The following is a 25,265-nucleotide window of genomic DNA, read 5'->3' on the forward strand; positions in this document are numbered from 1 at the left end:
CCGCTCAAATCCTTTGAGGGCGACACTTAGGGGCTGGGCCACTCTGTACTGCGAGGGTGGTGACGTCCTAACACCGTAGGCCCCCTAGCTGCATTCTTTGCTTACTTTCTTTGCAGCAGCAAAGAAAGTAAGTCCCGCCCCGGACAGGGGCAGAGCTAATAGACCACAAAGAAAGCAGGTTCCATAGGAGCGCAAAACCACTAGAGGGTGTCAAGAACAAGAACAACAACAAACCCCACCCCGAGCGCCAGCAAAAAAAACTCACCCGACAGTTACCGCCGCCGCCGGCGTCAAATCCTGACGATGATCAGTCAGGGCCTCGCGCACGATCGGATGCATCGCGGCGCTGGCCTCGGCGTCGTCGAGGGAGTTGAGGATCGCGAGCCGCATGCGCGGCTCCCAGAAGCGGCGAATGTGATCGGCGACGCTGTCGGCCGCTTCATGCTGGTCCGGCAGCGAATCGAAGAACTCGCCGATGCGGTTCGCCATGTCGATCAGGTTGTCCAGGTCCATGTCTATTTCCCCGAAGTCGTGACGAGCGAGTCCGCAGTCGCGTCCGTGCGCATTTCGAGCAACCCGATCTGCTGCGCGTTAAAGCGCGAGTAGTCCTTCTGCCACTGCGACGGCTGCTCGACCGGCATCACCTGCACCGCCGTCACCTTGTATTCCGGACAGTTCGTCGCCCAGTCGGAGGAGTCGGTGGTGATCACGTTCGCGCCCGATTCCGGGAAGTGGAACGTCGTGTAAACAACGCCCGGCTGCATCCGCTCGGTGATCTTCGCGCGCAGCACGGTCTGCCCCGCGCGCGATTCGATGCCGACCCAGTCGCCCGTCTTGATCCCGCGATCCTCGGCATCGACCGGATGGAGCTCGAGCCGGTCCTCGTCGTGCCAGCGCGAATTCTCCGTGCGCCGCGTCTGCGCGCCGACGTTGTACTGCGACAGGATACGGCCCGTCGTGAGCAGGAGCGGGAACTTGCGCGTGACCTTTTCCGGCGTCGCAACGAACTTCGTGATGACGAACTTGCCTTTGCCGCGAACGAATTCGTCGATGTGCATCGTAGGCGTGCCTTCCGGCGCATGCTCATTGCACGGCCACTGGATGCTGCCGAGTTCGTCGAGCCGGTCGTACGAGACGCCGTGGAAGGTCGGCGTGAGACGCGCGATCTCGTCCATGATCTGCGACGGATGCGTGTAGTTCATCTCGTAGCCGAGCGCGCGGGCGAGCATGATCGTCACTTCCCAGTCCGCGTAGCCGGGCTGCGGCGGCATGACACGGCGCACGCGCGAGATGCGGCGCTCGGCGTTGGTGAACGTGCCGTCCTTTTCCAGGAAGCTCGCACCCGGCAGCAGCACGTGTGCGTACTTCGCCGTTTCGTTCAGGAAGATGTCCTGCACGACGATGCATTCCATCGCCGCCAGCGCGCCCGTCACGTGATGCGTATTTGGGTCGGACTGGACGATGTCCTCGCCCTGGCAGTAGAGGCCCATGAAGGTGCCGTGCGCCGCGGCATCGAACATGTTCGGGATGCGCAGGCCCGGCTCCGGCTGCAGCTTCGCGCCCCAGGCTTCCTCGAAGAGGGCACGGGTGGCGGCGTCGCTGATATGGCGATAGCCCGGCAGTTCGTGCGGGAACGAGCCCATGTCGCACGAACCCTGCACGTTGTTCTGGCCGCGCAGCGGATTCACGCCGACGCCTTCGCGGCCGATGTTGCCCGTCGCCATCGCGAGGTTCGCGATGCCCATCACCATCGTCGATCCTTGCGCGTGCTCGGTGACGCCGAGGCCGTAGAAGATCGCCGAGTTGCCCGGCCGTGCATAGATGCGCGCGGCTTCGCGCACGAGCTGCGCGGGCACGCCGGTGATCGCTTCCATTGCTTCGGGCGAGTTGTCTTCCTGCGAGACGAAGTCGCGCCATTGACCGAATGCGCGTGCCTCGCAGCGCTCGGCGACGAACGCTTCGTTGACCAGCCCTTCCGTCACGATCACGTGTGCGAGCGCGTTGATTATCGCGACGTTGGTGCCCGGACGCAGCGCGAGATGATGCGAGGCCTTGATGTGCGGGCCATCGACGATATCGGTGCGGCGCGGATCGATCACGATCAACTGCGCGCCTTCGCGGATGCGCTTCTTCATGCGCGATGCGAAGACCGGATGGCCGTCGGTCGGATTCGCGCCGATCACGACGATCACGTCCGACTTCTCCACGGATGCGAATGTCTGCGTGCCGGCCGATTCGCCGAGCGTCGTCTTGAGGCCATAGCCCGTCGGCGAGTGGCAGACGCGTGCGCAGGTGTCGACGTTGTTGTTGCCGAACGCGGCACGCACGAGCTTCTGCACGAGATACGTTTCCTCGTTCGTGCAGCGCGACGACGTGATGCCGCCGATCGAGTCGCGGCCGTACTTGTCCTGGATGCGGCGGAATTCGCTCGCCGCGTACTTGATCGCTTCGTCCCACGAGACTTCGCGCCACGGGTCGGTGATCTTCGCGCGGATCATCGGCTTCTGGATGCGGTCTTTGTGCGTCGCGTAACCCCACGCGAAGCGGCCCTTCACGCACGCGTGGCCTTCGTTCGCCTGGCCGTTCTTGTTCGGCACCATGCGCACGACCTGGCTGCCCTTCATCTCCGCCTTCAGCGAGCAGCCGACGCCGCAATAGGCGCACGTCGTCACGACCGAATGCTCCGGCTGGCCGAGCATGATGACGGTCTTTTCCTGCAGGGTCGCGGTAGGGCAGGCGGCGACGCACGCGCCGCACGACACGCATTCCGATTCCATGAACGGCACGTTCTCGCTCGCGGCGACGCGCGATTCGAAACCGCGCGCGGCGATCGTCAGCGCGAAGGTGCCTTGCGTTTCCTCGCAGGCGCGCACGCAGCGGTTACAGACGATGCACTTCGACGGATCGTAGGTGAAGTACGGATTCGACTCGTCCTTCTTGTCCTTCAGGTGATTCGCGCCTTCATAGCCGTAGCGCACTTCGCGCAGGCCGACGACGCCCGCCATGTCCTGCAGTTCGCAGTCGCCGTTCGCGGGGCAGGTGAGGCAGTCGAGCGGGTGATCGGAGATGTAGAGCTCCATCACGTTCTTGCGCAACGACTGCAGCTTGTCGCTTTGCGTGCGCACCTTCATGCCCGCTTCGACAGGCGTCGTGCACGACGCCGGATAGCCGCGCTTGCCTTCGATCTCGACGAGGCACAGGCGGCACGAGCCGAACGGTTCGAGCGAGTCCGTCGCGCAGAGCTTCGGCACGTTGACGCCGGCTTCGATGGCCGCGCGCATCACGGAAGTGCCGGCGGGCACCGTCACCGGTTCGCCGTCGATTTCGAGCGTGACGTCGACGTCGGCGTGGCGCAGTGGCGTGCCGTAGTCGGTGAAGTCGAAGGGATCGCGCCGCTGCACCGAGGCCGCGCTCTTGCACGCGCAATTTCCGGAGCCGCAGCCGTTGTTCGTGTTGGACATGTCTTGTCTCCTGTCGATCAGAGTTGGCGCTTACGCTGGTCCCATGCGCCTTACTCTGGTCCCACCCAATGTATAAGTGCCTTAAGCCGCTTTCTGCGACGGCGCTTTCGCAAGGCCGAAGTCTTCAGGGAAATGTTCGAGTGCCGACAGCACCGGGAACGGCGTCATGCCGCCCATCGCGCAGAGCGATCCGGACACCATCGTGTCGCAGAGATCGCGCAGCAGCGTGACCTGTTTCGGCGACGTGTCGCCCGAGCGGATCTTCGCGATCACCTCGACGCCGCGCGTCGAGCCGATCCGGCAAGGCGTGCACTTGCCGCAGGATTCGAGCGCGCAGAAGTGCATCGCGTACTGGGCGAGATCGGCGAGGTTCGAGGTGTCGTCGTGGACCACGAGGCCGCCGTGGCCGACCACCGCGCCGACCTTCGCGTATTCCTCGTAGTCGAGCGGGATGTCCCACTGGCTTTCCGGCAGGTAAGTGCCGAGCGGACCGCCCACCTGCACCGCGCGCGCCGGCCGGCCGCTTGCCGTGCCGCCGCCATAGTCGTAGATCAGTTCGCGCAGCGTCACGCCGAACGCGAGTTCGACGAGGCCGCCTTGCTTTACGTTGCCCGCAAGCTGGAACGGCAGCGTGCCGCGCGAGCGTCCCATGCCGAAGTCGCGGTAGAACGCCGCGCCCTTCGCGAAGATGATCGGCACGGTCGCGAGCGTGATGACGTTGTTGATGACGGTCGGCTTGCCGTACAGGCCGACGAGCGCCGGCACCGGCGGCTTCGCGCGCACGATGCCGCGCTTGCCTTCGAGCGATTCGAGGAGCGCCGTCTCTTCGCCGCACACGTACGCGCCCGCGCCCTTCGCGACGAACAGGTCGAACGCGTGCGAGCTGCCGAGCACGCTTTCGCCGAGCCAGCCGGCTTCGCGTGCGCGGTCGATTGCGCGATTGAGCGTCGTGATCGAATGCGGATATTCGCTGCGCACGTAGATGTAGCCCTTCGTCGCGCCCGTGACGATGCCCGCGATGATCATTCCTTCGATCAGCACATAGGGATCGCTTTCCATCACCAGCCGGTCGGAGAACGTGCCGGAATCGCCTTCGTCCGCGTTGCAGACGATGTACTTCTGGTCCGCCAGCGCGCCGCGCACCGTGCGCCACTTGATGCCGGCGGGGAACGCCGCGCCGCCGCGTCCGCGCAGGCCCGATTCGATCAGCGACTCGCAGGCGGCATCGCCATTCATCACGAGCGCGTTGCGCAAGCCTTCGAGGCCGCCGTTCGCGGTGTAGTCCTCGACGGAGAGCGGGTCGGTGATGCCGATGCGCGCGAACGTCAGACGCTGCTGGTTCTTCAAGTAGGAAATTTCGTCGACCACGCCGACGTTCTTCTCATGCGCGCCGCCTTCGATAAAGCCGGCGTCGAACAGCGCCCCGACTTCCTCGGCTTCGACATTCGAATAGCCGATACGGCCTTGCGGCGTTTGCACTTCGATGAGCGGCTCGAACCACAAGAGGCCGCGCGAACCGTTGCGCACGATCTGGACTTCGACGCCGCGCTTCGCGGCTTCATCTGCGATGGCGAGCGCGACTGCGTCAGCGCCGAGCGCGAGCGCCGACGAATCGCAGGGAACGTAGATGCGTGTCATGCCGTTTCCTCCGTGCCGGCGTTCGCGCGGGTTTGCGCGGCGGCAAAAAGCCGATCGAATTTCTGCGGCGTGACCTTCGCGTACAACTCGCCGTTGATCATCATCGACGGCGACAGCGCGCACTGCCCGAGGCAGAACACCGATTCGAGTTCGGTATCGGCGTGATGGCCGCTGTCGAACTTGCAGCCCGTGTGACCTTCGACGTGCTGCGCGAGCGCTTCGGTGCCCATGCTGCGGCACGCTTCCGCGCGGCACAGCTGCACGGTGACGCGTGCGGGCGGCTCTGAGCGGAAGTGATGGTAGTAGGTGATGACGCCGTGGACCTCGGCGCGCGAAAGCGACAGCGCCTGCGCGAGCGGCGGGACGACCGCGGGCGGCACGAAGCCGACATCGTCCTGGATCGCGTGCAGGATCGCCATCAGGGTGGCGCCCTGAGTGGCGTGGCGACGCACCAGTTCGTCGGGCGCGCTAACGGAAACGGCAAGGGCTTGCTGCGGTTGTGTCATGGGGCTCCTCCAACGCTCGGTATATGTTTATCGTGTGCATATTCAAGACTTATAATTCGTGCACCGAGCCGATGTAGTGAACAATAGGCGCCGTGATATATCTTGGCAATAGGAAGGAGGAGTTCATATGATCGACGTCCAATGCCGCGCTGAACTCGTGCTGCGCGACGCCGATGGCCGGGAAACCAGTCTCAGCGCGGTTGTGCCGCTCCTGCAACTGGTATCGCAGACCGGAAGCATCGCGAATGCCGCAGCCGCTAAGGGTTTGTCCTATCGGCACGCGTGGGGTTTGCTGCGCGAAATCGAGGCCCGGCTGGGCGGCGCGCTGATCACCAAATCGCGCGGGCGCGGCTCCGTTCTCTCCGAACTCGGCGAGTCGGTGCTGCGCGCGCAGCGCATCTCCGGCGAAAGGCTCGATGCGCCGCTGCAATCGGTCGCGAACGAAGTGGCGGGCGAACTGAACCGCCGGCTTTCGCGCGACGCTTCGCCCGTGCGTATCCACGCTTCGCATGGATACGCCGTCGCGACGCTCGTGCGCGCGCTGGGCGAAAAGCGCGTTCCCGTCGACATCAAGTATCGCGAAAGCGCCGAGGCCGTGAGCGCCCTTGCTCGCGGGGAATGCGAACTGGCCGGCTTTCACTTGCCGATCGGCGAATTTCGTGCGACCTGCGCGCAGGTGTACCGGCAATATCTCGACGCCGGCAAGCATCAGCTCATTCACCTCACGCGCCGCACGCAGGGGCTGTTCCTGCCGAAGGGCAACCCGAAGCGCATCGAGGGTTTGCACGACCTCGCCCGCGGCGACGTGCGCTTCGTGAACCGGCAGCCGGGTTCCGGCACGCGGATGCTGCTCGATTTGTCGCTGCGCAGCATCGGCGTCGATCCGGACGAGATCAACGGCTACGCGACCACGGAACTGACGCACTCCGCGATTGCCGCGTTCGTCGCGAGCGGCATGGCGGATCTCGGCTTTGGCGTGCAGCCCGCGGCGCAGCATTTTGCGCTCGACTTCATCCCGGTCATCGACGAGGACTATTTCTTCGCCTTCGAGCGCAAACGCCTGGACGAAGGCCGGCTTGCCAGCGTGATCGGAATTTTGCGCAGCGACGCGTTCAACGACAGCGTCGCGCGTCTCGAAGGCTACGATCCGGCGCGCTGCGGCGTGGTGGTCGGGGTGGAGCAGGGCTTGAGCGGCGTGGAGGCGGCTTGAGCGGCCGGCGCGGCCTCGGTCCAACAGCAGCGAAACTGGCCGTAAACCGGTCGCAAAACTCCCGTTCCGAAATGAACGGTAAAATTCTCGCGTCGACAACGCCTGCCGCCCATCCCAAATTACGTTAACCTATCGGCTTGCCGTCCACGTTCTGCGCGTTGCCTACGCTTCGCCCCAATCCGCCATGAAACTGCCTCTCGTCGCTTCCGCCTGTGCCGCGCTCGTCGCCGGCGCGGTCTATCTCGTTCCCGTCGCCTTTGCCCAGAACTCGCCGGGCATCCCGGGCGGCATCCTCCAGGACCAGTTCCGTCTGAACGAGCATCCGCAGATGCAGTTCGCCGCCTCCGCGCCGAGCGACAAGTACCAGCAGGGCAAGTCGGCCTCGCGTCGCCGAGCGGACAACGGCGATCCGAACGGCTGCAACCTGAAGTGCCCGAAAGAGCCGGAATAACTTCCCCATGCGTCGGCGAGCCTGTCTGAGCATGGGTTCGTCGTCCGCCGCTGTTTTCTTCGCCCGTTCTTTGCTGTGCCGCGCAGTATCTGGCCGGCAAGCTTCCCGCTACACTGAAAAATCGACCGTCTTCGCGGCCGGAACGTGCGCCGTTTCCGGGCGCGTGTTGGCTATCGCGCGCTCAAGTTCAACAAACGCTGCACAGCGACCGAAAAACACTACGAGATGGCGGGCGTTTAGTATGACGTCAGGAGTAACTTAACAGGGCGTTGCCGAGAACCTTTCGGCGATGAGCCACTTCCTTCCAGACAAACAATAAAGGAAGCGCGCTGGTTGGCCCGCAGTCGCGCAAATTCAACGTGCGGCGACATGCGGCGACGGGGGCCGTGGTTACCCATTTTTTGCCCGTCGGGCCGCCAGGTGACGCTTCGGATATGCCGAGGGACTGCATAAATGCGAATTCTCCAGGTCATACTGGCGCCGCGCCTGTCGGGGGCAGAGGTGCTCGCGAAGGGCGTCGCGATCGGGCATCAGCGCGACGGCCACGACGTGTGCATCGCGTCGCTCATGCCGCAGCACAGCGACTTCGAGCACATTAGCGCCGAACTTCGCTCGCATGACGTGATGTGTCTGTTCCCAACGCGCACGCATGGCAAAGTTGGCCGGCTGCTGTTCCTGTATCAGGCGATCCGCGCGTTCAAGCCGGACATCATTTTTGCCCACTCGACCATTCCCGCGCTCTACGTGCGCGCGTTGCCGACGCGCGTGCCGATCGTCTGGGTCATGCATTCGGGCGCCAACGATTTTTCGAACAACGCGCTGCTGCGCGCGGAGCGCCTGCTGTCGGGGCGCGCGAAGGCGGTGATCGGCGTGTCGCAGAAGAATATCGACGACTACGTGAAGGAAGTCGGCCTGCATCCGTCGATGATCGTCGTGCCGAATGGCGTCGACGTCTCGCGCTTCACCGACGACGTTCCCGCCACGCCGGTCGCCTACAAGCAGATCGTGCAGGTCGGGCGCTATATCCCGGAGAAGAACCAGTTGCAGACCGTGGAGGCCTTCGCGCGGGTTGCCAGGGCCGATCCGGACGCGCGTCTCTTGCTGTGCGGCGTGATCGAGAACCTTGCCTATCACGCGGCCGTGGTCGATCTGGTCGCGAATCTCGGGCTGAAGGATCGCGTGACGATCGACGGTCCGCAGTCGAACGTCGCGCAAATTCTGCGGGCGTCGGCGGCGTTCGCGATGCCGTCGAGCTTCGAGGCGCACAGCATCGGCTTTCTGGAGGCGCTGGCTTCGGGGATTCCGGTGGTCGCGAACGCGATTCCGTCGTTCGCGTTCGCGGGCAATTTCTCGGGCGTTCGCCTCCTCGACACGAGCGATGCTGATGCCTACGGCCGCGCCCTGCTGGAATCGCTGACGCAGCCGCGCGCAACGCGCCCGCTCAACGGACTCACGCTGCAGAGCACCGCCGACCGGTATCTCGCCATCGCACGCGATGTGCTGAATCTGCGAGTGGGATTGAGCTGAGGGATTTTGTCGATAAGAAAGCGCCGCCGGTGAGAATCGGCGGCGTTTTTTTTCGCCTGACGATTGAGGCCCGGCAGCTGGCCTCGCTGCCGGTGGTCGCTTACTGGCTGAGCGATCTCAGCCAGAGCGATTCGGAGAACAGCCCCGGCAGGTTGCCCCAGATCTGCACGGTGCCGAGCCGAGTGCCGCTGTCGAAGTCGTAGCCCGAGATGCTCGGCGCGCCGCCCGTGAAGTAGTACTCGCCGAGCGTCGCGTTGGCGCGTTTGAAGAGCATCAGCGTCGTCCGGTCGTTGCGGCGGACGATCGCGGGCATCGTGTCGGCGTAGGACGTGTCGGCGAGGGTCGCGATGCGCGCTGGTGCGCCGAACGTCTTGCCGCCCTTCATCTTCCACACGTCGACGCTCGCGCTGTCGCCGCGCGGCTGAAGCAGGACGAGGTCGTCGATGCCGTCGCCGTCGACGTCGCCCGCAGCGACCTTCACCCACGCGGCCGGGAATTGCGGATACGGCGTGCCGCGCTCACCGATCGCGAACGCGCTGCCGGTGCTCGCGATCGGCGTCACGGCGAGCGCCGATTTCACGTTTTCGATGGCGAGGACCCCGTCGTGCGCGGAACCCGCGACGCGCGCCGGCAGGAAGCGCGCGGCGGCGTCGAGTTGCGGGGCCTCGAGCCAGCGCGCCGGGGCGCTGCTGGCGGTGTTGCCCGACGCGCTGCCGGTCAGCACCCAGAGGTCGACGCCGGTGTCGCCGCGCTTCTGCGCGATCATCACGTCGGCGCGGCCGTCGCCGTTGAAGTCGCCGGCGACATATTGCTGCGCCGTCGCGGGCGTGAACGCCGAGTCGGTCTGATACCAGAGGCGGGGCGGCTCGAAGCGGTTGCCGTTACTGCGCAGGAGCCAGAAAGCCGTACCGCCGTTGCGCGGCTCGACGACCATCAGGTCGGCGCGGCCGTCGCCGTCGAAATCGGCGACCAGGAAGCGTGCGCCGTCGAAGCAGAGCGTGTCCGCCGTGCAGGTGGGGGCGGTGGCTTCCGGGTCGAACGGAACGGCGTTCAGATACCACGGCATCGCGCCCTCGAAGCGCGACATCTCCGCGACCCACGCGTTGAAGCCCGGGCCGTCCTTGCGCCGCTGGATGTAGACCGTGCTGTCGCGTCCCGCGCCGCGCACGTCGCCGTAGAGCGCGCCTTCTTCGCGCGTGTCGGTCCATTGCGAGCGCGGCGACACCGCCCAGCGATATTCGGCGGTCAGGAGCGAGCAGCGCCCGATCGATACCGCGCCGTTCACCGCGCCGAGACAGCGGCCCGTCGGCGTGTAGACGAGCCCGAAATCCCACGGTGTCCAGCGCTGCGCGGTGGCGCTCGCGCTGCAGGCTTCCTCGACGAGCCGGCCGTCGCGCTCGGCGACGCACAGGTGCGTCGCCTCGTTGACGAGCTGCGCGTCGTTCTTGTCGCCGGGCGTGACGGGCAACGGCTGCCAGTGCCAGTCCTGCGCGACGGATTCCGAGCATGCCGCAAGGCGCGGGCTCTTGCCCGCACCGCCGCCGGAGCTCAGGCACTGGCTCGAGTATTCGTTGACGAGCTGCGTCGGGCGCGGCCGGAAGTCGGCGCCGGCGTCGCTCGTGCGGGCGGTGCTCCAGTAGCGGCGCGCGACCCAGTTGCCGTCCCACTGGAACTCGCCGAACACGTGGCCGGCGTCGTTGCCGTCGACGGCGAAATAGCTGCCGACGACATCGCGCTTGCGCAGCGTTTCCGTGGTGCTCAGGTTCTTCGGCAGGCCGCCCGTCGGGTAGGTCACGTGATAGCCGATCGGCAGGCTCTTGTCGAGGCTCTGCGCGACCGTGCGCGTGATGCGCGCGGCGTAGATGTGGTCCGGATGCTCGATGAACGGCACGGTGTCCGGGTTGAGCGTGTAGACCTCGGTCGCCTGCGAGAGGATCGCGCGCAACGTCGCGATGAGGGCCGGCCGGTCGTAGGTCGTGAAACCGGTGCCGTCGCGCTCCATCGGGTAGGTGCTGAGCGTCGCGCCTCGGTCCCACAGCAGGCCGAGCGGCACCTTTCCGCCGCGCACGGCGCCGCCCGGCAGACGCAATTCGAGCAGTTTCACGCGCGGCTGCTGCTTCAGCACCAGTTCGTGGACCGGCTTGCCCGCGAACATCACGTTCGATTCGCTCCATTCGTTCGCGACGCCGGCCATGCGCGCGTAGGCGAGCTTGGTGCCCGTTTCGCGCAGGAGCACGTAGTCGAACTTCGCGCCGTTGGCGCCGCCGATCAGATGCACGACCGTGACGCACCAGCCGGCGTCGATCTTGTCGCTGATGCCGGGGTTGACGAAGAGGAGGTCGTCGTCGAGGTGCGCGACGACGGTCACGAGCGTGCCGACGTGACAGTCCGCGGTCGATGCGCTGGTCGGCTCCGCCGCGCGCGCGTTCGCCGGGAACAACGCCGCGCAGAAGGCGCAGACGAGCGCGAGCCACGTGATCGACATCGACTTGCCCCTGCCCATGCTTCCTCCTTAAACGCCCGTTTAGCAGAATAAATCGGAAGATTGCCGCCGGCTAGCGTGGGAGTCGGTGGTCAAGCGAACACGGGCGCGGTTTCGGGGCGTGTTAAGGGGGGGCGGGCGAGGGCGGAGCGGGCAAGACTAAGGCCACGCGTAGCGTTCGCCGCGCGGGGTGATGGGGGCATCGAACTTCCGTTTGCGTAAAGTACGCACGGATCAAGCCGGACATCGGCGGACGCCGCAGGAAATAAAAAACCCCGCAGACGTTAGTCGAACGGGGTTTTGAAGACATCGACGGACATCTCTGTCCAGAATATTGGTGGAGGCGGCGGGAATCGAACCCGCGTCCAGTAGCGCTCTACGACCAGTTCTACATACTTAGTTCTGTCTTTTGATTTAACCGCACCGACGCGAACGAACACGCTTCGTTACAGCGATTCACTAGATTTTCGACCCTGGCGTCGTGACGCCACCAGGACTTAACTGACGTATATGACCTCTGTCGGTATTGCTACCGGTCTTGCGACACTAGCCCGTCAGTAAACTAGGCAGAGGACGGCGGCCCTTAGGCTGCCAGTGCGAACGTATCGTCGTTTGCAGTTACGTTTTTCCCATTGATTAACGAGGTGACGGGTCCTCGGTATGCCCTGGCCGCTTCGCAACCCCTGTCGAAACCAGGTCGCCCCCAAGCGGACATTGATTATCCCACAGAAGCCCATCTGAGGCGAACCGCCCGTGATTCAAGGCGCGGTCCGCGAGCGATCAGCCGATATCGCGCAGAAGATGCTGCAGTTCGACCGGCGATTCCACCACATGATTCGCGTGCCAGCGGCGCGGCGGGATGTCGTCGCCGCAATAGCCGTAGGCCGCCGCGACTGTGATCATGCCCGCCGCGAAACCGGCCTGGACGTCGCGCAGGTCGTCGCCGACGTAGACGATGCGCTCCGGAGCGACGTCGAGCAGTTCCGCCGCGTGCAGCAGTGGGGCAGGGTGCGGCTTCGAATGCGGCGTGGTATCGCCGCAGACGAGGCACGCCGCGCGAACGTCGAGCCCGAGCAGCGCGACGAGCGGCTGCGAAAGGCGCGTGACCTTGTTCGTCACGATGCCCCAGCGCACGCCGCGCGCGTCGAGCTGATCGAGCAGGATGTCGATGCCGGGAAACAGCGTCGTCTCTATGCACAGATCTGCTTCATAGTTCGCGAGGAATTCGTCGCGCATCGCCGGAAAGTCGTGATGCTCCGGCCCGATTTCGAACGCGCCGCCGAGCAGCCCGCGCGCGCCCGCCGACGCGAACGGCCGCAGCGTCTCCAGCGGCCGCATCTCGAGTCCGCGGTCGTGGCGCATCTTGTTGACCGCCGCGACGAGGTCGGGCGCGGTGTCGGCGATGGTGCCGTCGAGGTCGAAAAGTACCGCCTGGCACAAGCCCAGCCGGTCACCGTCCAGAACATGCTGCGGCAGGGGCGTGGGGTCGTCGGGCAGGACGGCTTGCTTCTGTTCGCCCATCAGGTCGTCTTGGTTCATGGCGTCAGGCTTCGCGGCGGCAAGCCATCAGGTAGTTGATGCTGGTGTCGCTGGAAAGGCCGAAGTGCTTGCTGAGCGGCCGGTACGTGATGCCCTTGATGTCGACCGGCAAAAGCTCGGCTGCGCGCGCGAAGCTCGCGAGCTCCGACGGTTTGATGAAGCGCGCGTAGTCGTGCGTGCCTTTGGGCAGCATCCGCGCGATGTATTCGGCGCCGATCACCGCGAAAAGGTAAGCCTTCGCATTGCGGTTCAGCGTGGAAAAGAAGACCCAGCCGCCCGGCTTCACGAGCGATGCGCACGCGGCGACCGTGCCCGCCGGATTCGGCACGTGCTCGAGCATCTCCATGCAGGTGACGACGTCGTACGTGCCGGGCTCGCGGGCGGCGAGCGCCTCGGCCGAGATCTCCTCGTAAGCGACTTCCACGCCGCTTTCCAGGCTGTGGAGGTCGGCCACGCCGAGCGCGCTCGACGACAGGTCGATGCCCTTGACCGTCGCGCCGCGCGAAGCCATCGATTCGGACAGGATGCCGCCGCCGCAGCCGATGTCGAGGACGCGTTTGCCCATCAGATGCGCGTGCGCGTCGATCCATCCGAGCCGCACCGGATTCAGCTCGTGCAGCGGTTTGAACTCGGCGTTCGGGTCCCACCAGCGGTGCGCGAGCTCGCTGAATTTCTGGAGTTCGTGGGGATCGACGTTCGTCATGATGAAAGCTGCCCTTCCTGATGTCGTGAATCGGTTAGCCCCGAGTATATAGGCGGCGCATGGGGTGGGCAAAAGGCGGCCAGGCGTCGCGGGCGCTTGTCGGCGGGTGCTGAAATGCTTGCCGCGAGCGAGCGCCGGTCGCCGCGCTCAAGTGTGCACGCATAAAAAAACCCCCGCCGAGGCGGGGGTTCGATCCTGCGGCAACCTTGCGGCTATTACTGCGGTGCGCGCGAGGTACCAACAACTTCGACTTCCACGCGACGATCCGGTGCGAGGCAGGCGATAAGTTGCTTGCGGTTCTTCTGGTTGCAACCAGTCGTGACCGGGTTCTTCTTGCCCTTGCCTTCCGTATAGATACGGTTCGCTTCGATGCCCTTGCTGACGAGGTATGCCTTGACAGCTTGTGCACGACGCAGCGACAGGCGATCGTTGTACTTGTCCGAACCAATGCGGTCGGTGTAGCCGGTTGCGACCACCACTTCCAGGTTCAGGCTGCCGATCTTCGATGCGAGATCGTCCAGCTTTTCCTTGCCAGCCGGCTTCAGGACTGCCTTGTCGAAGTCGAACAGCGCGTCAGCCTGGTAGGTAACCTTTTGGCTCACGATAGCGGGCGGCGGAGCGACCGGTGCCGGCGGCGTCGGTGCTTGGGCGACCAGCGCGCCATCACACTTTGCGTTTGCCGTGGCCGGCGTCCAGAACGCATCACGCCAGCAAAGCTCGTTCGTGCCGTTCATCCACACGTATTCGCCCGTGCCGTTCACCCAGTTGTCGTTCACAGCTTGTCGCGATGCCGGCACCGACTGCGCCGAAGCCGATGCAGCCATAACTGCGGTAGCTGCAATGAACGCGAGCTTTGAAAGTTTATTCATATTTCTCCTCTCGAAATTGAGATTACCGCAGGTTTACTGCGAGCTTGTTGACGAAGACAAGTCATACATTGCTCGAAGTATAACATTACCGCGGAACAAAACGCGCCGTGTAGACTTCGAGCAGTGTCTAACTTTGTGCGTTGGCATTTTGCCATATCGTTCCCTTGCTTCGATAAAAAATATCCCCCCTCCTATAGACCCGCAACCTTATGTGGTGCTAGAGCAACAAGAAAGGGACAGGAAACGAATGAAGCTTTGCTCAGGCGCGCGGTTTGCGCATTTTGCGTGCCACGACGCGCCATTTTTTTAGCTTTTTTTGCCAATTCCCTCTCAAAGGGTCCTAACAGGCGAGGCGGCATCATAGCCCTTTCACATGACGATTTCACGCGCTCTCTTGCAGCAATTTGTAAGCGTCCGTGACCGTGTTCCGCTGTCTCCGATTCCGGTGTATACGACCCCGCCCCGGCGACTATTCCATTCGCATCGGCTGCGAACTGTATGTATACGCACCCCATCCGGGCGCGGATGTCGCGCATGTTAGAATCGCGTGATTCGCTGCGTTCGCAGCGTCGTTGCGAAATTGCAGTCAAGCGGCAGCCAGCCGGTGGTGATCGGGTCCCGATGCGGGTCATTAGCGCCCGAACCGGGCTCGCCGCCGCGCTGCCGTCGCACAGTTCAAGAAACGGATAATGGATCAATTCGCCAAAGAGACCCTGCCAATCTCCCTAGAGGAGGAAATGCGCCGCTCATATCTCGATTACGCGATGAGCGTGATCGTCGGGCGGGCGCTTCCCGATGTCCGCGATGGCCTGAAGCCGGTTCACCGTCGCGCGCTGTATTCGATGCACGAGCTGAACAACGACTGGAATCGCGCTTACAAGAAGTCGGCGCGTATCGTCGGCGACGTGATCGGTAAATATCACCCCCACGGCGACGCCTCCGTCTACGAGACGATCGTCCGGATGGCGCAGCCGTTCTCGCTGCGCTACATGCTCGTCGACGGGCAGGGCAACTTCGGTTCGGTCGACGGCGACAACGCCGCCGCCATGCGCTACACCGAAATCCGCATGGCGAAGATCGGCCACGAGTTGCTTGCGGACATCGACAAGGAAACCGTCGACTTCGGCCCGAACTACGACGGCAGCGAGAACGAGCCACTCGTCCTCCCGGCGCGCATCCCGAACCTTCTGATCAACGGCTCGGCCGGGATCGCGGTCGGCATGGCGACCAACATTCCGCCGCACAACCTGCGCGAAATCGTCGATGCCTGTCTGCACCTGCTGAACAATCCCGAATCCACGGTCGACGAGCTGATCGAGATCGTGCCGGCACCGGATTTCCCGACGGCCGGCATCATCTACGGCGTCGCCGGCGTGCGCGACGGCTACCGCACGGGGCGCGGGCGCGTCGTGATGCGCGCGACCACGCACTTCGAGGAAATCGACCGCGGCCAGCGCATGGCGATCATCGTCGACGAGATCCCGTATCAGGTGAACAAGCGCACGCTGCTCGAGCGAATCGCCGAACTCGTGAACGAGAAGAAGATCGAGGGCATCTCCGACATCCGCGACGAGTCCGACAAGAGCGGCATGCGCGTCGTGATCGAGCTGAAGCGCGGGGAAGTGCCCGAAGTCATTCTCAACAACCTGTACAAGCAGACGCAGCTCCAGGACACCTTCGGCATGAACATGGTCGCGCTCGTCGACGGCCAGCCGAAGTTGCTGAACCTGAAGGAAATGCTGGAGTGCTTCCTGTCGCACCGGCGGGAAGTACTGACGCGGCGCACCGTATACGAACTGCGCAAGGCGCGCGATCGGGGTCACATCCTCGAAGGTCTGGCGGTTGCGCTCGCGAACATCGACGAATTCATCGCGCTCATCAAGGCCGCGCCCACGCCGCCTATCGCGAAGCAGGAATTGATGAACCGCACGTGGGATTCTTCGCTCGTGCGCGAAATGCTCACGCGCGCCGAGACGGAAGCCGCCGGCGGGCGCATCGCGTACCGGCCGGAAGGGCTGAATCCGGCGTACGGGCTGCAGGAAGACGGTCTGTATAGATTGTCGGACGTCCAGGCGCAGGAAATTCTGCAGATGCGCCTGCAACGCCTGACGGGGCTCGAACAGGACAAGATCGTCGGAGAGTATCGCGACGTGATGGCGCAGATCGCCGACCTGCTCGACATCCTCGCGCGTCCGGAGCGGATTCGTCAGATCATCGTCGACGAACTCGGCCAGATTCGCAGCGAATTCGGCGACGACCGCCGCTCGCGCATCGAACTGAACGCCACCGAACTCAACACCGAAGACCTGATCACGCCGCAGGAAATGGTCGTGACCATGTCGCACACGGGCTACGTGAAGTCGCAGCCGCTGTCCGAATATCGCGCGCAAAAGCGCGGCGGGCGCGGCAAGCAGGCCACGCAGATGAAGGAAGACGACTGGATCGACACGCTCTTCATCGCGAACACGCACGATCACATGTTGTGCTTCTCGAACCGCGGCCGCGTCTACTGGGTCAAGGTGTACGAAGTGCCGCAGGGCTCGCGCAACTCCCGTGGCCGGCCGATCATCAACATGTTCCCGCTGCAGGAAGGCGAGAAGATCAACGTCGTGCTGCCGATCAAGGAGTTCTCGGCGGACCAGTACGTGTTCATGGCAACTGCGCTCGGCACCGTCAAGAAGACGCCGCTCGAAGCATTCAGCCGACCGCTGCGCAAGGGCATCATCGCGGTGGGTCTGGACGAGGGCGACTACCTGATCGGCGCGGCCATCACCGACGGCGAGCATGACGTGATGCTCTTCTCCGACGCCGGCAAGGCGGTGCGTTTCGACGAGAACGATGTCCGTGCAATGGGGCGCGAAGCGCGTGGCGTGCGCGGCATGCAGCTCGAAGACGGGCAGCAGGTCATCGCGCTGCTGGTTGCGGGCGGCGAGAACCAGTCGGTGCTCACGGCCACGGAAAACGGCTTCGGCAAGCGTACGCCGATCAACGAGTACACGCGTCATGGCCGCGGTACGAAGGGCATGATCGCGATCCAGACGTCGGAACGCAACGGCCGTGTGGTCGCCGCGACGCTCGTCGAGCCCGAAAGCGAGATCATGCTGATCACCAATTCCGGCGTCCTGATCCGCACCCGTGTTTCCGAGATACGCGAGATGGGCCGTGCAACCCAAGGTGTTACACTCATTAGTCTTGATGAAGGGACGAAGCTCTCGGGACTGCAGCACATCGCCGAGGCGGAAGCCGAAGCCGAGCTTGATGCCGACATCGACAATGACAACGCTGCCGACTCAAATGGCGTTAATGGCGTTAATGGCGTTAATGGCGTTAATGGCGAAGGCGACGTTAATGGCGATGAGGGCGGTGCAGCCTGATTCTCGTTTCTCTCGCGTGACTCGCGTTCTGCTTTCGAAAGCCTGAATGGATCAAGTCGTGCGACTCGCGTTATGCCGCCGGGCTTCGCTCGTTTGAAGACGAGCCGGGCCACGGGCGGCGAAGCGGTGTCGCACGGCCGGTTTGAATACTTTTCAAAGGGAGTAATGATGCAAAAACGATTTAAACAGTGGATGTTGCTGGCCGCCTTCGTGCCGACCTTCGCGATGGCCCAGTCGCTCCAGAATCAGGCCCCGAACCAGGCAGCCGCTCCGGCAGCCCCGGCAGCGGCGCCGGTCGATTCTGCGAAGCAGGCGGCCATCAACGATCTGCTGAGCGCCATCGACGCGCAGAAGCTCGTCGGTGCCATCGGCAACAGCGCGCAGATGCAATCGAAGCAGCTCGTCCCGGCAATCCTGTCGGACGCGCTCTCCGAAAACAAGTCGATGAACGACAAGCAGAAGCAGGCCGCCGTGCCGGCGCTGCAGAAGAACGCCGTGCCGAAGCTGGTTGACTCGGCGGGCCAGGTGTTCGCGACGGACTCGTTCCGCCAGGACGCGATGAAGGCTCAGTTCGACGCCTACGCGAAGTACTACACGACGGATGAAATCAAGGACCTGACGGCGTTCTACAAGAGCCCGACTGGCCGTAAGTTCATCCAGGTGCAGGACCAGGTTGGCCGCGACGTCGTGAACGGTCTGATGCAGAAGTACATGCCGCAAGCCATCAAGGCGACGCGCACGCAGGCCGACGCCGAAGTGGCCAACGTGAAGCCGGCCAAGTAAGCGCGCCGATCGGCCTGAACCGGTTGTCTGAGCGGGCGCCGCGCGGCGCCCGCGGATTGGCGGGTTTTCAGGACGGTGCGATAATGGCTGTTTGCGCGAAAGCGCAAACAGCCATTTCTTTTTCGGGCGCGGTTTTCAGTACGTGTTGTTCCTTCCCGCCGCGCCTGGCCATTCGGGGTTCCTAGATGCGCGTGTTCAATTTCTCCGCCGGTCCTGCGGCGATGCCCGAAGAAGTGCTGCGCCAGGCAGCCGACGAGATGCTCGACTGGAACGGCAGCGGCATGAGCGTGATGGAAATGAGCCATCGCGGCGCCGAGTTCATGTCGATCCACGAAGCCGCGCTCACCGACCTGCGCGAATTGCTGAACGTGCCGGCGTCGCATCGGATTCTGTTCCTGCAGGGCGGCGGCATTGGCGAAAACGCCATCGTTCCGATGAACATGCTCGGCACGAAGAAGACCGCCGATTTCATCGTGACCGGTTCCTGGTCGCAGAAATCGTTCAAGGAAGCGCAGAAGTACGGCACGCCGCACATCGCCGCGAACGGCAAGACGGAGCAGGGCTTCACGCACGTACCGCGCATCGCGGAGTGGCATCTCTCCGACGACCCCGCCTACGTGCACCTGTGCACGAACGAAACCATCGACGGCGTCGAAACGTTCGAGATTCCCGATCTCGGCGATATTCCGCTCGTCGCCGATGCGTCGTCGCACATCCTGTCGCGCCCGATGGACATCGCCAAATACGGCGTGCTCTTCGGCGGCGCGCAGAAGAACATCGGCATGGCGGGCGTGACGGTCGTGATCGTGCGCGAGGACCTGCTCGACCGCGCGCTCGCGATCTGTCCGTCGGCGTTCGAATGGAAGACGGTCGCCGAGAACAATTCGATGTACAACACGCCGCCCACCTACGCGATCTACATCGCGGGCCTCGTCTTCAAGTGGCTGAAAAGGCAGGGCGGTCTGGAAGCGATCGAGGCACGCAACGCCGAGAAGGCGAAGCTGCTCTACGACACCATCGATTCGAGCGATTTCTACGTCAACAAGGTGGAGCGCCAGTCGCGCTCGCGCATGAACGTGCCGTTCTTCCTCGCGGACGAATCGCGCAACGCCGATTTCCTGGCCGGCGCAAAAGCGCGCGGGCTGCTGCAACTGAAGGGCCACAAGTCCGTAGGCGGCATGCGGGCATCGATCTACAACGCGGTGCCGCTCGAGGGCGTGAAAACGCTCGTCGAATACATGAAGGATTTCGAGCAGGGCCGCGCGTAACGCGCGCCTTGCACTCCGCATTCTGACTTGCCCCGCTCAACTGCCCGCCAGCAAAACGCATGGACGACGATCTCAATTCAAGACTCAAACCGCTGCGCGAACGCATCGACGCGATCGACGCGCAACTCATCGCACTTCTGAACCAGCGCGCCGCGGTGGCGCTGGAAGTCGGCGAGGTGAAGAAGCATTTCAACGCGCCCGTGTTCCGTCCGGAGCGCGAAATGCAGGTGATCCAGCGCCTGCAGGACATGAGCGACGGTCCACTCGCGCACGATCACATCAGCGCGATCTGGCGCGAAATCATGGCCGCGAGCCGCGCGCTCGAACAGACGATCCGCGCCGCGTTCCTCGGCCCGGTCGGCACGTATAGCGAGCAGGCGATGTTCGAATACTTCGGTCATTCGATCGAAGGCGTGCCGTGCCCGTCGATCGACGAAGTGTTTCGTTCGGTCGAGGCGGGCGCAGCGGAATTCGGCGTCGTGCCGGTCGAGAATTCGGCGGAAGGCGCGGTGTCGCGCACGCTCGACCTGCTGCTGCAGTCGTCGCTGACGATCGGCGGCGAACTGGCGCTGCCGATTCATCACAATTTGTTGACGTCGACCGGCAAGCTCGACGGCGTGACGCGCGTCTGCGCGCATCCGCAGGCGCTCGCGCAGTGCCAGCGCTGGCTCACGGCGAACGTGCCGCATCTTGAGCGGCAGGCGGTGTCGAGCAATGCAGAGGCGGCCCGCATGGCGGTCAACGATCCGACCGTCGCGGCCATCGCCGGCGATCGCGCCGCGACGCACTACGGCCTCGGCATGGTCTTCACGCATATCCAGGACGATCCGCACAACCGCACGCGTTTCGTGATGATCGGCAAGCAGCCGACCGACGCGAGCGGCCATGACCAGACCTCGCTGATCGTGTCGGTGGCGAACGAACCCGGCGCGATGTTCAAGCTGCTGGAGCCGCTCGCGAAGCACGGCGTCTCGATGACGCGCTTCGAGTCGCGCCCGGCGCGCGTGGGTACGTGGGAGTACTACTTCTACATCGACCTGGAAGGGCATCGCGACGACCCGTCCGTTGCCGCTGCGCTCGCTGAACTCGACCAGAAAGCCGCTTTCCTGAAGATCCTCGGTTCGTACCCGCGCGCGCGCTGAACGCGCACAAAGCGGACAATCGCGCCGCATCGACTGGAGAAGAAAATGACATCGCAATTCGGCCCTTCCTATGTGCGCGCGATCGCGCCGTACATCGCCGGCAAGCCGATTTCCGAAGTGGCCCGCGAGTTCGGCCTGAACGAGGCGAGCATCGTCAAGCTCGCGTCGAACGAGAATCCGCTTGGCATGCCCGAGTCGGCGAAGCGCGCGATGACGCTCGCCATCGACGAACTCGGCCGCTATCCGGATTCCAACGGGTTCGAGCTGAAGGCCGCGCTCGCCGAGCGATACGGCGTGCCGCCGGAATGGATCACGCTCGGCAACGGCAGCAACGACATCCTCGAAATGGCGGCGCACGCGTTCGTCGAGAAAGCGCAGTCGATCGTCTACTCGCAGTATTCGTTCGCGGTCTACGCGCTCGCGACGCAGGGTTTGGGCGCGCGCGCGATCGTCGTGCCGGCGGTCGAATACGGCCACGACATCGACGCGATGCTCGCCGCCATCGCGGACGACACGCGCCTCGTCTTCGTCGCGAACCCGAACAACCCGACCGGCACGTTCATCGACGGCCCGGCGCTCGAAGCGTTCATCGCGAAGGTGCCGCGCCACGTGGCTATCGTGCTCGACGAGGCGTACACCGAATATCTCCCGGCCGGCAAGCGCTATGACTCGATCGACTGGGTGCGCCGCTATCCGAACCTGCTCGTGTCGCGGACGTTCTCGAAGGCGTTCGGACTCGCGGGCCTGCGCATCGGCTTCGCGATCGCGCAGCCCGAACTCACCGATTTGCTCAACCGCCTGCGCCAGCCGTTCAACGTCAATTCGCTCGCGCAGGCGGCCGCGGTCGCCGCACTGAACGACCGCGCGTTCCTCGAAGAGAGCGCGTCGGTGAATGCGCGCGGCTACCGGCGGCTGACCGAAGCCTTCGACAAGTTGGGGCTCGAATACGTGCCGTCGTACGGCAATTTCGTGATGGTGCGCGTCGGCGAAGACGATGGCGCCGGCGCGCGCGTGAATCTCGGCTTGCTGAAACAGGGCGTGATCGTGCGGCCGGTCGGCAACTATGGTTTGCCGCAGTGGCTGCGCGTCACGGTCGGGCTGCCGGCGGAGAACGAAGCCTTTATCGCCGCGCTCGAGCAGTCGCTCGCGTCCGTCTGAACCCGCGCGCCGCGAGGCGCGCTTCTGTCAAGGTCCCGTGGCTGCGTTCACTTTCAACAAACTGGTTATTTTCGGCGTCGGCCTGATCGGCGGATCGCTCGCGCGCGCGTTGCGCGAGCGGGCGGGGCTCGCAGGCGAGATCGTCGGTGTCGGGCGCTCGGCAAAGTCGGTCGCGCGCGCGCTGGAACTCGGCGTGATCGATTCGGCCGTTGCCATCGACGACGACCGCGCGCTCCGCTCAGCGCTCGAAGGCGCCGATGTCGTACTGCTCGCCGCGCCGGTCGCGCAGACCGAGCCGCTCCTCGCGCGCATCGCGCCGTTTCTCGATGTCCACACGGTCGTGACGGACGCCGGCAGCACGAAAAGCGATGTCGTCGCGGCGGCGCGCGCGGCGCTCGGCGCGCGGATCGCGCAGTTCGTGCCCGGGCATCCGATTGCCGGCCGCGAGTCGAGCGGTGTCGATGCCGCGTTGCCCGAACTGTATGTGAATCGGAACGTCGTGCTGTGTCCGCTCGCGGACAACCCGTACGAGGCGGTCGAACGCGTCGCTTCGATGTGGCAGGCAACCGGCGCTGCCGTGCACCGGATGAACGAGGCGCAGCACGATCGCGTGTTCGCGGCGGTGAGTCATTTGCCGCACGTGCTGTCGTTTGCGCTCGTCGAGCAGATTCTCGAAGCGCCCGACGCCGCGCTCAAGTTCTCGTTCGCCGCCGGCGGATTCCGCGATTTCACGCGCATCGCGGCGTCGAGTCCGGAAATGTGGCGTGATGTGTGCGTCGCGAACCGGGCAGCACTGCTGGCCGAACTCGACGCGTACACGGCCGTGCTCGCGCGCTTTCGCGCGGCCATCGATGCCGCCGACGGCGCCGCGCTGGAGGTGGCGTTCGCCCGCTCGCGGTCCGCGCGCACCGAATGGCAGGAACGCGGCACGATCGACGCGGCCAAGGCGCACGGCACATCCGGCACGGCGAACGCCCCCAAACGCGCCGACGACTTCCCCGCGAAATAGGCGCCCACACCGCAGCCAAAAGCGCGAATTAAGGACTCAATCATGGAATATCTCGATCTCGGACCCTTCTCACGTGCGTCCGGCACGGTCCGGCTGCCCGGCTCGAAGAGCATTTCGAACCGCGTGCTGCTGCTCGCCGCGCTGGGCGCGGGCGAAACGACGATCACGAACCTGCTCGACTCCGACGACACCCGCGTGATGCTCGCCGCGCTCGCCGCGCTCGGCGTGAGTATCCAGAACGACGGCGAGCGCTGTGTCGTGAAAGGCACGGGCGGCGCGTTTCCGGTCAAGACGGCAGAACTCTTTCTCGGCAACGCCGGCACGGCGGTGCGCCCGCTGACGGCTGCACTCGCGGTGAACGGCGGCGAATACCGCGTGCACGGCGTGCCGCGCATGCACGAGCGGCCGATCGGCGATCTCGTCGACGGTTTGCGGCAGATCGGCGCGCGCATCGACTACGAACTGAACGACGGCTTCCCGCCGCTCAACATCCACCCGGCGCAGATTGCCGTCGACAAGCCGATCCGCGTGCGCGGCGACGTGTCGAGCCAGTTCCTCACCGCGCTTTTGATGACCTTGCCGCTCGTGAAGTCGCAGGGCGGCGCGATCACGGTCGAAGTCGAAGGCGAACTGATCTCGAAGCCATACATCGACATCACGATCCGCCTGATGGAGCGCTTCGGCGTCACGGTCGAGCGCGACGGCTGGGCGCGCTTTACCGTGCCGGCGGGCGCGCAGTACCGCTCGCCGGGCACGATCATGGTGGAGGGCGATGCGTCGTCGGCGTCGTATTTTCTTGCGGCGGGCGCGATCGGCGGCGGTCCGGTGCGCGTAGAAGGCGTCGGACGCGCGAGCATCCAGGGCGACGTAGGTTTCGCCGATGCGCTGATCCGCATGGGCGCCAACGTGATGATGGGCGACGACTGGATCGAGGTGCGCGGGGTCGAATCGGACGACGGGCGGCTCGCGGCCATCGACATGGACTTCAACCTGATCCCCGACGCCGCGATGACGATCGCGGTCGCCGCGCTTTTCGCGGACGGCCCGACGACGCTGCGCAACATCGCGAGCTGGCGCGTGAAGGAAACCGACCGCATCGCCGCGATGGCGACCGAGCTGCGCAAGGTCGGCGCGACGGTGGAAGAGGGCGCGGACTATCTGATCGTCACGCCGCCCGTCACGCTTGGCGCCAACGCCGCGATCGACACCTACGACGACCACCGCATGGCGATGTGCTTCTCGCTCGTCGCGCTCGGCGGCGTGCCGGTGCGCATCAATGACCCGAAGTGCGTCGGCAAGACCTTTCCCGACTATTTCGACCGCTTTGCGACGCTCGCGAAACCCTGAACCAGCTGAACGACATGACTGTAACAATGCGTCCGCGCACCTCTATTCAATGAAACCGACCCGTCCCTTTCATCAGACTCCGGTCATCACCATCGACGGGCCGACGGCATCGGGCAAAGGCACGGTCGCTGCGCTGGTTGCCGCGACGCTCGGTTTCCACCTGCTCGACAGCGGCGCGCTATACCGCCTGACCGCGCTCGCGAGCCTGCGCTACCAGATCGGCGCAGAAGATGCCGGCGCACTTGCAAAACTCGTCGACGCGCTGCATATCACGTTTCGCGAAGGTTGCGCGCAGCTCGACGGCGTGGACGTATCGGCGGAAATCCGCGCCGAGGAAGTCGGCAACCGGGCTTCCGCGATCGCTGTCCACCCCGAGGTCCGAAAAGCGCTGATTGCCCGCCAGCGGGCCTTCCGCAAGCTTCCGGGCCTAGTCGCGGACGGCCGCGACATGGGCACTGTGATCTTCCCCGACGCCACCTTGAAGGTCTTCCTGACCGCGAGCGTCGAGGCCCGCGCGGCCAGACGGTATAAGCAATTGATACAAAAAGGTTTTTCTGCTAATATGGAAGACTTGCTGAGAGATTTGCGTGAACGTGACGCGCGCGATAGCAATCGTGCCACCGCGCCACTCAAGCCCGCAGCGGACGCAAGGACGCTGGATTCATCCGGCTTATCCGTCGACCAGGCGGTCGAACAGATCATCGGCTGGTTCAGCGAAGTGCGCGTCTAGTAGGGAAGTAGAAGTAGACAAGCTGGCGAGGGATCGCCGGTTCGCAAGGTGCTCCGTGAGAAACACGG

Annotated in this window: 19 protein-coding genes and 1 other RNA gene; 11 read left to right on the top strand and 9 right to left on the bottom strand. The window is 64.4% G+C overall.

Translation table 11 applies throughout. The features are described from left to right. Positions 1–261 precede the first annotated feature (261 nt). The 4 genes from AWB81_RS25595 to AWB81_RS25610 form a co-directional block, all read right to left on the bottom strand. Positions 262–513, bottom strand: coding sequence for a formate dehydrogenase subunit delta (locus AWB81_RS25595; protein WP_062639344.1), 252 nt, complete (start codon positions 511–513; stop codon positions 262–264). Positions 514–515: 2 nt separating this feature from the next. Next, on the bottom strand, positions 516–3,461 hold the full coding sequence (gene fdhF / locus AWB81_RS25600) for a formate dehydrogenase subunit alpha (RefSeq protein WP_062639345.1): 2,946 nt from the start codon (positions 3,459–3,461) through the stop codon (positions 516–518). An 81-nt stretch (positions 3,462–3,542) separates the two neighbouring features. After that, entirely contained in the window at positions 3,543–5,099 is a 1,557-nt protein-coding gene (locus AWB81_RS25605) for a formate dehydrogenase beta subunit (protein WP_062639346.1), read from the bottom strand. Next, the gene (locus AWB81_RS25610) at positions 5,096–5,605 is read right to left on the bottom strand and encodes an NAD(P)H-dependent oxidoreductase subunit E (RefSeq protein ID WP_062639347.1); all 510 of its coding nucleotides are present in this window, start codon (positions 5,603–5,605) and stop codon (positions 5,096–5,098) included. The genes AWB81_RS25605 and AWB81_RS25610 overlap by 4 nt, the downstream gene beginning before the upstream one ends. Positions 5,606–5,732: 127 nt before the next feature. On the opposite strand from AWB81_RS25610, the gene AWB81_RS25615 reads away from it, so the two are divergent. From AWB81_RS25615 to AWB81_RS25625, 3 genes are all read left to right on the top strand, one after another. Next, positions 5,733–6,815, top strand: a complete 1,083-nt coding sequence (locus tag AWB81_RS25615) for a substrate-binding domain-containing protein (RefSeq protein WP_062639348.1) — start codon at positions 5,733–5,735, stop codon at positions 6,813–6,815. A 184-nt stretch (positions 6,816–6,999) separates the two neighbouring features. After that, on the top strand, positions 7,000–7,266 hold the full coding sequence (locus tag AWB81_RS25620; RefSeq protein ID WP_062639349.1) for a hypothetical protein: 267 nt from the start codon (positions 7,000–7,002) through the stop codon (positions 7,264–7,266). 453 nt (positions 7,267–7,719) lie between these two features. Then, positions 7,720–8,793 carry a glycosyltransferase family 4 protein gene (locus tag AWB81_RS25625; RefSeq protein WP_062639350.1) on the top strand — a complete coding sequence of 358 codons (1,074 nt, stop codon included), beginning with the start codon at positions 7,720–7,722 and terminating at the stop codon, positions 8,791–8,793. Between the two features lie 100 nt (positions 8,794–8,893). Here AWB81_RS25625 and AWB81_RS25630 read toward each other — a convergent pair whose 3' ends face one another. From AWB81_RS25630 to ompA, 5 genes are all read right to left on the bottom strand, one after another. Continuing rightward, positions 8,894–11,296: an FG-GAP-like repeat-containing protein gene (locus tag AWB81_RS25630; protein WP_235025915.1), complete on the bottom strand. Its 2,403-nt coding sequence runs from the start codon at positions 11,294–11,296 to the stop codon at positions 8,894–8,896. 314 nt (positions 11,297–11,610) lie between these two features. Then, positions 11,611–11,980, bottom strand: a transfer-messenger RNA (tmRNA) gene (gene ssrA / locus AWB81_RS25635). Between the two features lie 75 nt (positions 11,981–12,055). After that, positions 12,056–12,814 carry a phosphoglycolate phosphatase gene (gene gph, locus AWB81_RS25640; protein WP_235025916.1) on the bottom strand — a complete coding sequence of 253 codons (759 nt, stop codon included), beginning with the start codon at positions 12,812–12,814 and terminating at the stop codon, positions 12,056–12,058. A gap of 4 nt (positions 12,815–12,818) precedes the next feature. Further along, positions 12,819–13,517: a bifunctional 2-polyprenyl-6-hydroxyphenol methylase/3-demethylubiquinol 3-O-methyltransferase UbiG gene (ubiG, locus tag AWB81_RS25645; protein WP_062639351.1), complete on the bottom strand. Its 699-nt coding sequence runs from the start codon at positions 13,515–13,517 to the stop codon at positions 12,819–12,821. 215 nt (positions 13,518–13,732) lie between these two features. Continuing rightward, on the bottom strand, positions 13,733–14,386 hold the full coding sequence (gene ompA / locus AWB81_RS25650) for an outer membrane protein OmpA (protein WP_062639352.1): 654 nt from the start codon (positions 14,384–14,386) through the stop codon (positions 13,733–13,735). 689 nt (positions 14,387–15,075) lie between these two features. Here ompA and gyrA point away from each other — a divergent pair. From gyrA to cmk, 8 genes are all read left to right on the top strand, one after another. Continuing rightward, positions 15,076–17,760 (top strand): DNA gyrase subunit A, encoded by a 2,685-nt coding sequence (gyrA, locus tag AWB81_RS25655; protein WP_087135191.1) that lies wholly within the window; start codon positions 15,076–15,078, stop codon positions 17,758–17,760. 168 nt (positions 17,761–17,928) lie between these two features. Next, entirely contained in the window at positions 17,929–18,543 is a 615-nt protein-coding gene (locus AWB81_RS25660) for a DUF2059 domain-containing protein (protein WP_062639374.1), read from the top strand. 185 nt (positions 18,544–18,728) lie between these two features. Further along, on the top strand, positions 18,729–19,811 hold the full coding sequence (gene serC, locus AWB81_RS25665) for a 3-phosphoserine/phosphohydroxythreonine transaminase (RefSeq protein WP_062639353.1): 1,083 nt from the start codon (positions 18,729–18,731) through the stop codon (positions 19,809–19,811). A gap of 59 nt (positions 19,812–19,870) precedes the next feature. Next, positions 19,871–20,953, top strand: a complete 1,083-nt coding sequence (pheA, locus tag AWB81_RS25670) for a prephenate dehydratase (RefSeq protein ID WP_062639354.1) — start codon at positions 19,871–19,873, stop codon at positions 20,951–20,953. 45 nt (positions 20,954–20,998) lie between these two features. Continuing rightward, positions 20,999–22,111: a histidinol-phosphate transaminase gene (gene hisC, locus AWB81_RS25675; RefSeq protein ID WP_062639355.1), complete on the top strand. Its 1,113-nt coding sequence runs from the start codon at positions 20,999–21,001 to the stop codon at positions 22,109–22,111. Between the two features lie 37 nt (positions 22,112–22,148). Then, entirely contained in the window at positions 22,149–23,120 is a 972-nt protein-coding gene (locus tag AWB81_RS25680; protein ID WP_235025917.1) for a prephenate dehydrogenase, read from the top strand. A gap of 42 nt (positions 23,121–23,162) precedes the next feature. Continuing rightward, positions 23,163–24,467, top strand: coding sequence for a 3-phosphoshikimate 1-carboxyvinyltransferase (aroA, locus tag AWB81_RS25685; RefSeq protein ID WP_062639356.1), 1,305 nt, complete (start codon positions 23,163–23,165; stop codon positions 24,465–24,467). Positions 24,468–24,516: 49 nt separating this feature from the next. Then, a complete protein-coding gene (gene cmk, locus AWB81_RS25690) occupies positions 24,517–25,197 on the top strand; it encodes a (d)CMP kinase (RefSeq protein WP_062639357.1) in 681 nt (226 codons plus the stop codon). The last annotated feature ends 68 nt before the right edge of the window (positions 25,198–25,265 follow it).

Origin of the sequence: Caballeronia arationis (genome assembly GCF_001544975.2) — a bacterium.
In the GTDB taxonomy this organism is placed as follows: Bacteria; Pseudomonadota; Gammaproteobacteria; order Burkholderiales; family Burkholderiaceae; genus Caballeronia; species Caballeronia arationis.

What these genes read in the sequence shown, in the direction of transcription:
- AWB81_RS25660 (WP_062639374.1), top strand. Translation starts at nt 17,929, where the DNA reads ATGCAAAAACGATTTAAACAGTGGATGTTGCTGGCCGCCTTCGTGCCG.
- AWB81_RS25615 (WP_062639348.1), top strand. Translation starts at nt 5,733, where the DNA reads ATGATCGACGTCCAATGCCGCGCTGAACTCGTGCTGCGCGACGCCGAT.
- AWB81_RS25625 (WP_062639350.1), top strand. Translation starts at nt 7,720, where the DNA reads ATGCGAATTCTCCAGGTCATACTGGCGCCGCGCCTGTCGGGGGCAGAG.
- AWB81_RS25595 (WP_062639344.1), bottom strand. Translation starts at nt 513, where the DNA reads ATGGACCTGGACAACCTGATCGACATGGCGAACCGCATCGGCGAGTTC.
- AWB81_RS25620 (WP_062639349.1), top strand. Translation starts at nt 7,000, where the DNA reads ATGAAACTGCCTCTCGTCGCTTCCGCCTGTGCCGCGCTCGTCGCCGGC.
- AWB81_RS25605 (WP_062639346.1), bottom strand. Translation starts at nt 5,099, where the DNA reads ATGACACGCATCTACGTTCCCTGCGATTCGTCGGCGCTCGCGCTCGGC.
- ubiG (WP_062639351.1), bottom strand. Translation starts at nt 13,517, where the DNA reads ATGACGAACGTCGATCCCCACGAACTCCAGAAATTCAGCGAGCTCGCG.
- ompA (WP_062639352.1), bottom strand. Translation starts at nt 14,386, where the DNA reads ATGAATAAACTTTCAAAGCTCGCGTTCATTGCAGCTACCGCAGTTATG.
- AWB81_RS25610 (WP_062639347.1), bottom strand. Translation starts at nt 5,605, where the DNA reads ATGACACAACCGCAGCAAGCCCTTGCCGTTTCCGTTAGCGCGCCCGAC.
- gyrA (WP_087135191.1), top strand. Translation starts at nt 15,076, where the DNA reads ATGGATCAATTCGCCAAAGAGACCCTGCCAATCTCCCTAGAGGAGGAA.
- serC (WP_062639353.1), top strand. Translation starts at nt 18,729, where the DNA reads ATGCGCGTGTTCAATTTCTCCGCCGGTCCTGCGGCGATGCCCGAAGAA.
- cmk (WP_062639357.1), top strand. Translation starts at nt 24,517, where the DNA reads ATGAAACCGACCCGTCCCTTTCATCAGACTCCGGTCATCACCATCGAC.
- hisC (WP_062639355.1), top strand. Translation starts at nt 20,999, where the DNA reads ATGACATCGCAATTCGGCCCTTCCTATGTGCGCGCGATCGCGCCGTAC.
- AWB81_RS25630 (WP_235025915.1), bottom strand. Translation starts at nt 11,296, where the DNA reads ATGGGCAGGGGCAAGTCGATGTCGATCACGTGGCTCGCGCTCGTCTGC.
- pheA (WP_062639354.1), top strand. Translation starts at nt 19,871, where the DNA reads ATGGACGACGATCTCAATTCAAGACTCAAACCGCTGCGCGAACGCATC.
- gph (WP_235025916.1), bottom strand. Translation starts at nt 12,814, where the DNA reads ATGAACCAAGACGACCTGATGGGCGAACAGAAGCAAGCCGTCCTGCCC.
- aroA (WP_062639356.1), top strand. Translation starts at nt 23,163, where the DNA reads ATGGAATATCTCGATCTCGGACCCTTCTCACGTGCGTCCGGCACGGTC.
- fdhF (WP_062639345.1), bottom strand. Translation starts at nt 3,461, where the DNA reads ATGTCCAACACGAACAACGGCTGCGGCTCCGGAAATTGCGCGTGCAAG.